General features: G+C 54.3%; 9 protein-coding genes. All 9 read right to left on the bottom strand.

Going from position 1 to position 13,106, the window contains the following annotated elements; translation table 11 throughout:
• Nucleotides 1-135 precede the first annotated feature (135 nt).
• Nucleotides 136-744, bottom strand: coding sequence for a P-loop NTPase family protein (locus tag MJA45_RS04085; protein ID WP_315606017.1), 609 nt, complete (start codon nt 742-744; stop codon nt 136-138).
• A 227-nt stretch (nt 745-971) separates the two neighbouring features.
• On the bottom strand, nt 972-2,651 hold the full coding sequence (locus MJA45_RS04080; RefSeq protein ID WP_315606016.1) for an ATP-binding protein: 1,680 nt from the start codon (nt 2,649-2,651) through the stop codon (nt 972-974).
• Nucleotides 2,652-2,759: 108 nt separating this feature from the next.
• Complete coding sequence (locus tag MJA45_RS04075) at nt 2,760-5,012, bottom strand: MMPL family transporter (protein WP_315606015.1); 2,253 nt, start codon at nt 5,010-5,012, stop codon at nt 2,760-2,762.
• 54 nt (nt 5,013-5,066) lie between these two features.
• On the bottom strand, nt 5,067-6,617 hold the full coding sequence (locus MJA45_RS04070; protein WP_315606014.1) for a serine hydrolase domain-containing protein: 1,551 nt from the start codon (nt 6,615-6,617) through the stop codon (nt 5,067-5,069).
• 28 nt (nt 6,618-6,645) lie between these two features.
• Complete coding sequence (locus tag MJA45_RS04065) at nt 6,646-7,029, bottom strand: VOC family protein (protein WP_315606013.1); 384 nt, start codon at nt 7,027-7,029, stop codon at nt 6,646-6,648.
• Between the two features lie 275 nt (nt 7,030-7,304).
• Nucleotides 7,305-7,781: a DUF6220 domain-containing protein gene (locus MJA45_RS04060; protein ID WP_315606012.1), complete on the bottom strand. Its 477-nt coding sequence runs from the start codon at nt 7,779-7,781 to the stop codon at nt 7,305-7,307.
• Nucleotides 7,782-8,150: 369 nt separating this feature from the next.
• Nucleotides 8,151-10,502, bottom strand: a complete 2,352-nt coding sequence (locus MJA45_RS04055; protein WP_315606011.1) for a helix-turn-helix domain-containing protein — start codon at nt 10,500-10,502, stop codon at nt 8,151-8,153.
• A gap of 85 nt (nt 10,503-10,587) precedes the next feature.
• The gene (locus tag MJA45_RS04050; protein ID WP_315606010.1) at nt 10,588-12,135 is read right to left on the bottom strand and encodes an extracellular solute-binding protein; all 1,548 of its coding nucleotides are present in this window, start codon (nt 12,133-12,135) and stop codon (nt 10,588-10,590) included.
• Between the two features lie 63 nt (nt 12,136-12,198).
• On the bottom strand, nt 12,199-13,062 hold the full coding sequence (locus MJA45_RS04045) for a carbohydrate ABC transporter permease (RefSeq protein ID WP_315607929.1): 864 nt from the start codon (nt 13,060-13,062) through the stop codon (nt 12,199-12,201).
• Nucleotides 13,063-13,106 lie beyond the last annotated feature (44 nt).

The raw sequence follows: 13,106 nt of genomic DNA, 5'->3' as shown, positions 1-13,106 counted from the left end.
TCCCCATCTCGTGATTACTTGGTAAATTACCCAGAAAAAACGAAAAGAATCAGGAAAAGACTCCTGATTCTGTCAAAGTAGATGGTGGTTGCGGTGGTGATTCCTGGGCAGATAGCGAGGATACGTTTTTGGCCATTACTTATACGCTTGATCAACCGTCCTTACCATTTGATTCATCACATCATCCCAGTCCAGGGAAGGGTTCTCTATGATATAGGCTGGGAACGGCAGCTTATCCAGCAGGCTTAGTTCGATCCGCTTGCGGTTCTCCATAAACCGGATGTTGGATTCCGTGGCGAAACGGGGCCTGGACCGGATGGAGGAAATCCAAATCTGCTGCTCCCTCACACTGGGATGAGTCAAATATAGCAAAACAGGGTTCAGAGCGGCAATCCGATCGGCGATTCCCCGGATATGCTCCTTTATAAGGCGATCACTCGCCTGATAGTGGCCAAGCATATCATGAATCTGATGCTGAAAAAGCACCGCTTCCAGCACATAGACCTCTTCGGAGCGGCTGGCAAGCTCAGCAAAGCGCGCCCATTGCCGCTGTATTAAGGAGGTGAATTCGGGAAGAGAGGCGGGCGGCGAATCCGTCCAGCATAGCTCGTGTGAATTCAGCTCGGCATAGAGCGCCTCCCGCTCCCGAAATGCCCCGACCTCACGGTAAGGAATCAGATAATAGCTGCCGTCTTCTACGGCCCGTTGGCGGATTTCTTGGGCTGCATCCGGAAATCGCTTCAAAAGCTTTGCATACTCCTCCTCTCGAAAGAAAGCATGCCCATTTAAGCTCGCCGGATGCCCCTTGGCTCCTTCATCATAGAATCGGGACGAGATGCCTTGCTGTATCAGGCGGTGATGCAAGCGTTCCGCTAGGGTGGATTTCCCCGTACCGCACAAGCCTTCCACCAATATTAATTTGCCTCTCCTTCGCATTCCACTGGCTCCTGGTTCGAACGATTTTAAAAGATTCAAAACATGATATCCAGAGGAAGCCGGATTTCCACCCGCGTTCCTTCCTTCACCTTACTGGTATACGTAATAGTCCCCTTGTGCTGCTTGATGATCCGATGGCAGATCATGAGGCCGAGGCCGGTTCCTTTTTCCTTCAAGCTATAGAAAGGCTGGCCCAGCCGCGGCAGCAGCTCCTCGGGGATCCCGCAGCCCTGGTCTTCCACCGAAACCGTGCACTCTTCCTCCGAGGTTCGGCGCAGGGTGATGCGGATCTCGCCGCCGGCAGGCATGGCTTCTATCGCGTTCTTCAGGAGATTGAGAAACACCTGCTTTAACTGGTTTTTCTCGCAGAGGATGGGATAAGCGGCGTCCTTATACTCCCGGATAAATTCAATCCGGTTCATAAGTGCCTGGGGAGACAGAAACTCGATCGTGTACTCGATCAGCTCCCGGATATCCGTGCTGGTCAGCTGCGCAGCTTGGGGCTTTGCCATCGAAAGCAGCTCCCCGGTAATAATCTCGATCCTCTCGAGCTCGCTCAGGAGCAGGTCCGCATGCTGGATCCGTTGATCCTCCCGCTTGTACACCTGCAGGAACCCTTTGATGGTCGTCAAGGGATTGCGGATTTCATGGGCCACTCCCGCGGCCAGCTGCCCCACGACGGACAGCTTCTCGGATTGCAGAAGGAATTCCTCCGCCTTCTTGCGCTCGGAGATGTCCCGGCCGATGATGACGATATGTTCGATCCGGCCGCCCTCTCCCCTAACCGACCGGCAGCGGGATTCAAAATCGATCCAACGCCCCTCCACATGCCGGAGCCGGATCTCCATCGTGTGGGCATCCTCCTGCTCGAACAGCCTTCGGATCATATCATGGAACATCCCGCGATCGTCCGGATGCACCAGCCCGCTTGCCTCCCCTCCTACCCCCTCCAAGCTGGGATACCCCAGCACGTGCCCGTGGGAAGGCGAGAAATAGCTGACGGACTGGTCACGGTCGAGCACCAGAATGAGGTCAGACGTATTCTCGGCGATCAGCCGGTATTGGGCTTCGCTCGCCTCCAGCGATTTCTCCATGACCTTCTTCTCTTCTATGATCCGGCGAAGCCGCTCATAGGATTCGATCAGCAGGCCGCCCAGGAGAACGCCAAGCATCACGAAGACCAGGTACTGGACGTGAAAGAGCGGCTCGTCGATGAGAATACGAAACGTAAAGACTGTGCACAGGTAAGCCACAATATAGGCTCCAGAGAACGCCGCGAGTTTCTTAAATGGAGAGAGACGAGAGGTCCCAAGGTGCAGGCCGGAGAAGACCAGCATAATGAAGGTCCACCCAATGATAGCCGGCGCCCAATGCCCTCCCGAGAGCAATCGGGTGAGCAGGGAGAATGCGCCCGTGATCAGCCCCGGCACAGGGCCCAAATAGGCGAACATGAGAATAATCGGGGCATAGCGGATGTCATACGCATACCCCTGCTGCTTGACCGCCATGACCACGAGAATGATGGAGACGAGCCCCGCATAAATGCCCGTCCACACGCGCAGCTGCTTCAGGGACCGATGGTTCCAGAACGAACGAATGACCAATGGAGTACTGACCAAGAGTGAGAAAATGGAGAGATTCACCATGTAATCGAAAAGAATCAAGCCGGACTCCCCCGCCTTAAAAGATTGGCCGTTAGGCAACATGTCTATCATAAACCAGGGGAAGCTTGATTTCTATATTTTTACATGGGGACCGTGTGAGAATAAGATGAAAAAGCCGCTCTTCCCCTATGGGAAAGACGGCTTGGCGGGGGTAAACTTTCAACCGCCCGTGAATAACGGATCCACCGGCTTTTCCCCAGAGGGTAAATCCGTGTCCGCCACGGCGTTGCGGCGGCCGGGCCAGAAAGCCCATCTGCCCAGGAGCAGCGTGATGGCCGGTACGAGGAATGGCCGGACAATGAACGTATCGATCAGAATCCCGAGCGCGGTAATGACACCCATTTGCAGCATTAACTGGACCGGCATCGTGATCAGAACAGCGAACGTCCCCGCAAGAATGAGGCCTGCCGAGGTAATGACGGAGCCCGTCTCCTTTACGCCTTCCAAGACCGCTTGCTTCAATGGCATATGCTTGCTCTTCTGCCATATGGAAGAGATCACGAAAATGTTATAATCCTCGCCCAGCGCGATCAAAAAGACAAACGAATAAAGCGGGATCGTGCCTTGAATGACGTCCATGCCCATGAGGTTATGCAAGACGAGCCACCCTAATCCCAAAGCCGACAAATACGAGAGCAATACCGTTAAAATAAGATAAGCCGCGGCGACCAAAGAACGCAGATACACGACCAGGAGAGCGGCGATCATGATAAGGATCATCGGCAAAATGATGCGCATGTCCCGCTCGTTTGTTACTTTCGTGTCATATTGCTCCGCTGTCTCTCCGGAAATCCATACATGCTTCGCCGCATTCGTGTCGCCTGACTGACTCAACGCGCCTTCGACCGTTTGGCGAACCTCCGGAATGAGATTCATCGCCTCCATCGAATAAGGGTTTAGGTTAAGGGATACGTCATACGACACTAGCTGCGGGTTCGTCCGCCCGGCCAGCGGCGCGGATACTTGTGCCACATAAGGAAGCGAGGCCAAAGTTTGGGCAACGTCCCGATCTTGGCCGCCGGTATCCACGATCACTTTAGCGGGAGCGAGTTGGCCGGGTGAGAACTGCTCGCCGATGACGGAGAAGCCTTCTATGGAGGCCATCGTCTTCGGGAACATGGCCAGCTTATCGAACGTGAACTTCACCTGAGTCGCGAATACGGCAAAACCGCTAAGTACGGTGCAGGTCAAGACGACAATGAGCCAAGGCCGGCGGACGACAAGGGAACCGGCAAAATCACGCGAGGGCTTGTTAGAAGCCGGGGCCGAACGTCCCTTACGCTTGGCTCGTTCGGCCAGCATGCCGGGCGTCCTCGGAATGAACGGCCAGAAAGAAGCGCGCCCCATAATGGCGAGCAAAGCAGGGACAAGCGTCAAGCTGGCCAGACTCATAATGAAGATGGAAATCCCGAACGGTGCGGCGAGCAGCCGGAACGAACCGTACTCCGCCGCGAGAAACGTTAGAAGCGAGAGAATGACGGTTAAACTGCTCATCGCGATCGCGCCTGACGATCCGGTAATGGCGCCGCGAAGTGCCTTGCCCTTATCCGGTTCGGTCTGGAGCAGTTGGCGGAACCGGTAAATGAGGAACAAGCAATAATCCGTTCCGGCACCGAACAATAAGACGGTCATGATATTGGTTCCTTGCTTTTCCACCGTTATCATGCCGCTGTGCACCATCCAGCCCAAAATCGGACTGATGACGAAGTAAGCGATCCCCACGGCGACCAGCGGGGTCATGGCCAGAATCGGCGAACGGTAAATCAGCAGCAGCATCACGAGCACTAGAAGCACGGTACCGAAGAGCAAGGTTTTATCGGCCTGTCCGAATACTCCGGCTGCGTCAATCTGGATGCCGACCTGACCGGTAACCCTCGCGCTCAAATCGGCCGGGGAATCGACAGCAACCGCAAACGGATCGGAACCGAATAGGCCGGCCGCTTCTTCTTTCGCACGGTCTACGCCTTCCTTCCACTCATTCGACTGCGCGCTTTTACGGAAGAATACCGGCGAGACGATGGTGCTGCCGTCCTCCGACAGCTTCGTTTTCATAACCTGGAGGGGCATTTGATGCAAAGGCGGTATGGTGGTCTGATACGGTACGGGATGTGCCGATAATCTTTCGGTAAATTGCTGGATGCGCTGCAGGTCGGTATCGGTTAATCCCCCTTGGCGGCGCCACACGAACAGGGCAAGAGCATCTTCCGCATTCGGATATTCCTTCATCGCCAATTCCCGTGCTTGTACGGATGGCTTATCATCTGGCAGTGGGGGTGCATTATTCACGACTTCCTTGCTAAGAGACGGGGCCAGCATGCTTAACAGCCCTGCGGCGGCTAACCAAATCAACAAGGTAACCCATCTGGCAACGGGCCCTGCCACCCATTTATCGATTCCCAATCGAACCTTCATGCCTACTCTCCTTTTTTAACATCACCGGATGATAGTTTCCAAACGTGGTCCTTCTCAACACTTCAACTTTGCTGTTTTGTCATGCCGAGCCGACCGAACCAGCCGAATTATTTCCATGCTTCCCTTCAATGCCAAAAGGACAGTCATTATTTTCAGCCAAGGGATGACGTCCGGTTGGAAGATGGCGGCAATAGGCCATACCGGTAAAACTTCAGTCATATCCAACAGCAGGATAATAACTAGACCGGCAAAATGCAGAGCAATTCTTGCCATATCTTTAATAGATAGTTTAGTAGGGCCGGAATGAGCAGGACCCCCCGGTCCAAAGAAGCGCTTCACCGTTCGAGCGGTCGCATATATGAACCAGGCGCTGAGAAGGAAGATCAAGCCATTTACAAGCCAGTATTTCTGCGAAATGCTTAGACCCGATTCTCCAATGGGCTGCCCATTCAGGATATTTATGACCCCGGAGGCAATATGGGTTGTCGTAATGACGTGGGTTTGGGGCCAAGCGGCATCGATCGCGCCAAGTACGTTGGCGAACACGATCACTCCCAATTGTTGTTCCGGAACCATAAAAGCTTGGGCTTGAAAGCCTAGCGAGCCGCCCGGTGAACCGATAACCCGTAACCCGTTAATGGAATCGGCCGACCAACCCATGGCGTACGTTCCCGGAACCGGTTCGGTCTGCATGAGTCGTATGCTTTCCGAAGAAAGCACAGAATCCTTTTCAAATCGGCCGCCGTTTAGTTGGGCAATCAAGTAATGACTCATGTCCTTCGCACTCGTATAAAGGTAGCCCGCCGGCGCATCCCCCGGAATATAAACATAGGGGCCATCGTAGGCCACATTATATCCAAATACCCGGCGATAGGGCGTAGCCAATCCATGGTCAGCCGCTTCCTCCAGCGTAACGAAGCTGTTAGGCATAGACAGAGGGTTGAAAATATGTTCCTTTACATAATCGCCATAGGACTGGCCGGATACCCGCTGCACCATATAGCCAAGCAGCACATAATTGGCATTCGAATATTGGTAAGGATGTTCGGTTTGCTTGGGTTGACTTAAAAACTTTTCCGCATAAGACAAGGCGTTTTTCTCCAGGGCATTTTGGGGTTCTTGATCTTTGACGCTCGAGAGCGTGTTGCCGAAAGTGGAGATTTGGGAGAACCCGCTTGTTTGGTTAAGCAGCTGACGTACCGTTATGAACTCGGCGCCGTTATACTTTGTAGGGAGATAGCGCTGTATAGGCGCATCCAAGTCAATTTTTCCCTTGTCGGCAAGCTGCAGAACGGCTATAGCCGTAATCGACTTACCGATCGACCCTAATCCGAAGGGGGTTTCCGGTGTAACCGAACGACCCGATGAATCAGCTTCACCATATCCCTGCAGGTAAAGAATCTGATCCCCCTGTACAATCGCGAGAGCCAGCCCCGGAAGACGCTGCCGTTTCATTTCGCGGGCGATATACGCATCCACTTCGGAGAAGACGGAAGTTCCAGACCGCTCTACTTGCATGCTTCCTTCGCTTTCGGCTGAACCGGATAAGGGGAAGACAAACAGACCGCACCAGATTATGGCTAATATTCTTATTGTCATTTTCATTTCCAATCCATCCGATCTGTTCTATCCATCACTTGCTTGGAGGCTCGAAGAGTTCGATAGGGTTGCCTGCCGGGTCATCCAGTAAGATCTGCTTACCGCCAAAACCGGTGACAATATTATTGCGGAAGCTCAGTCCTGCTTCACGCAAGGACCCAACAAGGCTTTCCAGGTCATGGACCTCGAGTTGGATCCGGTTCCAGCCGCCCGGCTCCGGTTTACGCCCATCCGGCATGGCTTGAGCGGCTCCTCCTGGACCATCTTTGGCATTCACCAGAAGATTCAAGTCCCCTCGCTGCAAAACGGCAAAACCGGGTGCGGGATGGACTTTGACAAGAAAATCAAGATGCTGGGTGTAAAAGGCGATTGCCGCCTCTACATCGTCGACAATGTAACGTACTCGGATTAGGCTCATACTTTCTCCTCCTCGATTCAATCTGATCACAAGTTCTTGCAGTCTTTGGTCATTGGCTTGGAATAAAGGTAAAAAGAACCAGGATACCGGACATTCCATAGAGAACAATGACCAGCATTCGAAACCAACGGGTTCTATTCTCATAATCATGCACAACCAGATGCAGCGATACTCCGGACACGATAAGGAATAGAATGATCCATAGATAATCGGATAGATTAGGGCGGCATCTTTTCCTCTCCATCCCTATTGAAGATTGGGCTCCAAACTTCCATTCAACCGTTTTGCTTCGCAGCTTCCTGCTTTCTTTCCCTTTGGAAGGCATCGGTCTTCCGTGCGAGGGACACCGTTCCCATAAACAACAGCAGCGCGAGCACCGGATGAAGAGCAGATAAATAACCGATTCCAGACGGTAATTTTGCGCTGACCGCGATCAAAAGGATGATGCCGAACAAACCTGCACTACGCAGTCGAAGAGCAAGGGGCAGCCGGGCGATGAAAGATACCACGAGAATCAGGACGGAAACAAGGATCAGCAATCGGGCAAATCCCGTATGGCTCGCCCAACGGGCCGGATCCCAAAACAGGGCGAGCCCGGCAAGAAAGACCTGGAGTAATAGGCAAACCGCGAATAGCCTTACCATCACCTTAAATACCAAACGTGCCCCAACCACAAAAGATGATAGGCTGGTTAGTTCCACCGGGCGATCACCGGCTTCCGATTCCCTGCGGTTTACGGATAGGTTGCTCATCTTTAAATCCTCGCTTTCGTTAAAATAAAATCATCGGCCGAATTGGCTATCTCCTGTTTCACCGTCAGTTTAAACAATAAATGTCGAGAACTTATGCAGAACTTTCTCTTTTTGTATGGACTTCTTCCAGAACCTGAGGAGACGACAAAAAGCCCGCCAACGTGATAGGGTCACGTATCGGCTGGCTTTGTTTGAATACAGTCAGATTAGCGGGGATTACGGGAGCAGGTTACTATATTGAAGTCTAGACGTCGAATTCCAGACAATCCCCCCCACTCAACATACTTAACACTTGGGGAAATAGAAAAAGCCGACCGAATATTAGTATTCGATCGGCTTTGCTTAAACCCATCATAGCCATACCCTTCGCTATTCGCCGCCTGGTTCCTCGGGGCGCAGCATCGGCACGTTGTCCCGGTATTGCCCCGGGGTCATGCCTTCGAACTTTTTGAACAGCCGGATGAAATGCGACGGCTGATAGCCGATCCGCTCCGCGATATCCGACACTTTCCAATCCGTGCCTCGCAGCATCTCCTTCGACTTCTCCACCCTCAGGCGCGTAACATAATCGATGAAGTTAATGCCGACGGTTTGTTTGAACGCCCGGCTCAAGGTGAATTTGCTTACGCCGAGCTGCTCCGCGCAAGTTTCCAACGACACCTCGTTCGTGAAGTTCGATTGCAAATAGTCGGTCGCCCGGTCCACCAGCTGCTTCCGGTGACGCAGCTGGTCCTTCTCGAGCTCGTCCATGTACGGCGTCAAAATCGCCTTTTCGAGAAACTCGACCATCTTCGCCGGCTCCTTCAGCTGGAGCAGCTGCTCCAGCTTGTCGACACCGTCATAAGCTCCCTGCGACGGAACCCCCGCCTCCATGATGACATGCTGGATGCCGCCGAACAACTGAACGATCCCTTGCTGCACCGCATATTCCTTCCCGGATCGATGCACCAGCGCCTCGACGAACTCCGCCGTCCGGGTCGCTGCCTCCTCCCGGATGCCGAGCTTCACCGCTTCGAGAATCGCCGCCTCCAACTCGAAGGGATAGTCGCTGCGTTCCTTCTTCTCCGGCACGACATCCTCCATGTCGATGATCTGCCCTTCCCGCTGCAGGTCCCGGTAACGTACGACCTGGCGCAGCTCGGCGAACAAGGGCGGGATGTCCTTGGCCTGCAGCGTCGGCTGGCTTACGGCGACGATTACCTGCATCTTCAACAGCTTCCCAAGCACGTCGATCCACTGCTCCGCTATGCGGAACAGCTCGGTTTTGACCTTCTCCCGGCTCCCCTCCAAATCATACGTCAGCAGCACCCGAATCGACTTGTCCTGCATGTTCAAGACCGCGCTCTCGCCCTCCCTGCCCTGAAGCAGCTCTTCGAGGATGTTCGTTGCCGCGAAGGTCACCAAAGGGTCGTCGCCCTCCGTGAACCGGTTCTCCGGATTCCGGAGATCGTACAATTGCACGTGCATCAAGACGAAGCCCCGGTGGTCGGTGCCGAGGCCGAACGCTTCCAGCCGGTCGCGGATTTCCTCTTCCTTCATCGATTGGTAATGACCCTGAACGAATTGAAGGAGAAAGCCGTACCGGAGCAGCGGCTGTGACTTCGCCAATTCCTCCTGCAGCACCTTGCTTTGGCTTGTCATGCGATCCCATTGCATCTCGATGAACGCCATCTCGTCGCCCGGCACGTTCGCCGGCTGGCGATGATCCTGCAACCTGCCGACGAGCTGGCGGATCGGCCGGTACAGGCGCTGGGACCCGATCCAGGCGAGCAGCATCGCGACGAAGAGCCCCAGTGCACTGATGCCCAAGCTAAGGCGCGACATGGCAAGCACCGGCTCCGTCAGCTGCGACAAGGAAATCGCGGCCACGTAGGTCCACGTTGTGCCCAGTCCTTTAAACGCCCCGTAGGACACCGAGTACGTCTCCCCGCCCCAATGGTACGTAAAGACGTCGGCTGCCCTCCCCCGGTCCGCGACTGCCGCTTGCAGCCCTTCTTCGAATGCCGTCGGCGGCGCCCCGGACGCCGCTCCGCCGTATACGAGGAACTCTCCCTTTTCCCCTAACAGGAAGGAGGCTCCGTTCGTTCCGTTAAAAAATTCATTCACCGCCCGCGCGACGCGGTCGACGTCCAAATATAAGAATAAAAGCCCGTAAGCGTTCTGCCCGTATCCCAGCCGCTGAACAAATGCGATCTCCTGGCGCTTCTCCATCGGAAGCGGCATGCGCTCCACCCAAAAGGCGCCCTCGACGGCTTCCATCATCGAACGGTACCTTTCCCCGGCTTCCCCGCTAACGGGGATAATCCCCTTATCCTCCATAATGACGACTGGTTGGGATTGGTCAATATACAACTGGATTTCGCTCAAATACGGGTACGGGTTTTTCATTAAAGAAAGCGCGCTGTACAAGGTTTGCGTCTTCTGGAAATCCTGCCGGAAATTCGTGTCCCGGATCGTTTCGTTGAAGAGGGGATCGAGCGACCATTGCGCGGCGGCCAGCTCCAGCTGGGACAAATCCTCGTCGATGCGCTCCATCGCCTTGGCCAGACGTGCTTGATTCGATCGGTGCATTTCCTTCTCGATTTGCTTCGTCGCCAGCAGGTACGACCCCGCCCCGATCAATGCGGTGGGTATGCTTGCAATACACAGAATGAGGACCAAGCTTTTTCGAAAATAAGAACCTTGTCTCCCCTTGCCTCTCAACCAGCGCCATACGCGCACGGCTTTGCCCCCTTTCTCGAAACTCCCTGCCCGGAAAAGCAAGAGGAACCCCCGGCGCCCGTTCGGGGCCGGAGGTTCGAAGCAGTCATCCCTTGGCTTTACTGTTTCTTGCTTTGTAGGCTTCGTTTAATTCTTCCGTAATCTTAATCAAATCCGGGTTCGCTTTCAATTCCTTCACGAATTGATCCCAATCTTCCAGCGACTTAACGCCCATAATAACCTTCACTTTCAAATCGAAAATCTTCTTGTCCAGCTCCCCGCCCTTCTTCAGGTTCGTCTCCGAATAGAGGCCCGTCGACGGATCCGGCACGCTGATTTTTTCCCGCATGTCGATGATTTTCTTGTTGCGCTCGTACAGATCGTTCGGGATGCCCGCTCTCCATGCGCGCAAGTACTTGTCGTATTTCAAGAAGATTTGCCCGAGCGCCTGCTGCGCGACGATGTCTTTCTTGGCTTGTTCGGTCGATACCTTGATGCCATTCTCGACCGTATGGTGAACGCCCTCGAAGCCGTAGTTCGCCAAGTCGCTGCCTTCTTCGGAAGCACCGTAATCCAGGAGCGCGATCAGCTTCTTCATCTTCTCCTCCGATACCTTCTTCGGAATCGCGAACATGCCGAAGGAACCGTTATCCTTGCTTGCGAATCCGTTGAGACTGACGAGCGGCAGGAAGGTCGCATCCGGGTTCGTCTTTCTTAAGATTTCCGTGGGTTCCCAGGAGTTTTCCACAATATTTTCATAGACGCCGGCTTTGCCGCCCTTCACCATGTCGCTGACTTGGGAGCCCTTCAAGACGGCGAAGTCGCTCGGGATCAGCTTTTCGTCATACAAGCGTTTCATATATACAATGAACTCGCGCACTTCCGGCAGCAGATCGACGCGAACGAGCTCGTTGTTGATGGCCTTCCAATGCCAGTGGGTGCCGGTGAATACGTTCTGCAGATGGATGAAGTTGTTCAAGTGATCGCTTGCCGTCGCTCCGGCGAACGGCACGACCTCCGTCGGCTTCAGTCCGTCCGGGTTTTTCTCTTTAAACGCCTTCAAAGCGGTATACAAGTCTTCTGTCGTTTGCGGAACCGGCAGGTTCAGCTTCTTCAGCCAGTCCTCCCGGATGATGAATCCGCTTCCACCTTCCACCGGACGGACCCGGGGCACCCCGTAATTTTTACCGTCCCGCTGCTTCTGGTTGTTCCAAGTCGCATCCGGAAACTTCATCAGATTCGGGTAGTCTTTCCTGACATCCGTAATGTCCCAAAACGCGCCTTGCGCAACCATGGTGCGAACCTGCGCGTTGAACGGATCATCGAGCAGCACCAGATCCGGAATATCTCCGGAAGCGAGCGTTACGCTTAATTTATCCCGGTAGTTGTTGGAGGAGACCCAGGTAATGTCCAGATCCGTATTCGTCCGCTTTTCGAATTCCTTCACGATGACGTTGTCCGGTCCGGGCGGCTCGGGCGTGTAATACGTTGTCATGATGCTGACCTTCAACGGCGCTTCCTGCTTCGCCCCGCCGGTGCCTGCTGTCCCCGTATCGGATCCGCCGGCCTTGCCGTTGCTGCAAGCGCTCGCAACCAGCACGAACGCCGTGGCGAGACCAAGCAGGGATAATCCTTTGTTACGTTCCTTGCTCATGAAGTAACCTCCTTGAAATGTAAACCTATTTTATACTAAACGGATTTCAAAGAGAAATCCTGTTTATTCCTTCACCGAGCCGACCATGGCGCCCTTGGCAAAATGCTTCTGCAGGAACGGATAGACCAGCAGGATCGGCACCGTGGCGATGACCACCGCGGCCATCTTCAGCGTCTGCCCCGGAATGCGCTGCTCCGCCATCATCTGCGCGGCCTCCGAGCTGCCGGAAATCGACGAGTCGATCAGCATATTTTGCAGCAGAACCTGCAGAGGCTGCTTATCGAAACGGTTGATGTACAGCAGGGCACTGAAAAACGTGTTCCAATAATCAACCGCATAGAACAATCCGAACGCCGCGAGCGAAGGCAGGGACAGCGGCAGAATCACCCGCCACCAGACACTGAAATCGTTACAGCCGTCGATTCGCGCCGCTTCCTCGAGCGACGCCGGGATGCTGTCGAAAAAGCCTTTCATCAGGAGCACGTACCAGCCGCTTGACAGCACCGGCAGGATCAGGGACCACGTGCTGTTAATGAGCCCCAGCTCGCGCACGAGCAAATAGGGCGGGATGAGGCCGGGGTTAAACAGCGTTGTGAGCAAGATCAGCAGCAGCAGCGTCCGCCGTCCTCCTAACCGCTTGCGGGACAATGCGTAGCTCAGCCCCGACGTAACCACCAGGCTGCAGGCGGTGCCGACCGTGGCAAGGAACAGGCTGTTGCCCATAGCGTTCAAGAATGAGTTGGTCGACATCAGGTAGCGGTAGGAATCGAGCGACCATTTTTCCGGAAAAAGAACGACGCCCTTGCGAACATATTCCGACGGATCCGTGAAGGAGACAACGAAGACATAATATAACGGGAACACGGCGACAAGGCTGATCAGGATCAGAATCGCTGCATTCGTGGCGGTGAACACCCGATCGCCCATTCTAACTTTCAAGCTCAACACTCTCCCTCTCGATCTAAGAACCA

Origin of the sequence: Paenibacillus aurantius (genome assembly GCF_032268605.1) — a bacterium.
GTDB lineage: Bacteria > Bacillota > Bacilli > Paenibacillales > NBRC-103111 > Paenibacillus_AO > Paenibacillus_AO aurantius.
This window is presented reverse-complemented; position numbering and strand designations above follow the sequence as displayed.

Excerpts from the sequence above, each read along its gene's own strand:
- MJA45_RS04080 (WP_315606016.1), bottom strand. The coding sequence starts at position 2,651 with ATGATAGACATGTTGCCTAACGGCCAATCTTTTAAGGCGGGGGAGTCC.
- MJA45_RS04050 (WP_315606010.1), bottom strand. The coding sequence starts at position 12,135 with ATGAGCAAGGAACGTAACAAAGGATTATCCCTGCTTGGTCTCGCCACG.
- MJA45_RS04065 (WP_315606013.1), bottom strand. The coding sequence starts at position 7,029 with ATGAGCCTAATCCGAGTACGTTACATTGTCGACGATGTAGAGGCGGCA.
- MJA45_RS04070 (WP_315606014.1), bottom strand. The coding sequence starts at position 6,617 with ATGAAAATGACAATAAGAATATTAGCCATAATCTGGTGCGGTCTGTTT.
- MJA45_RS04045 (WP_315607929.1), bottom strand. The coding sequence starts at position 13,062 with ATGGGCGATCGGGTGTTCACCGCCACGAATGCAGCGATTCTGATCCTG.
- MJA45_RS04060 (WP_315606012.1), bottom strand. The coding sequence starts at position 7,781 with ATGAGCAACCTATCCGTAAACCGCAGGGAATCGGAAGCCGGTGATCGC.
- MJA45_RS04075 (WP_315606015.1), bottom strand. The coding sequence starts at position 5,012 with ATGAAGGTTCGATTGGGAATCGATAAATGGGTGGCAGGGCCCGTTGCC.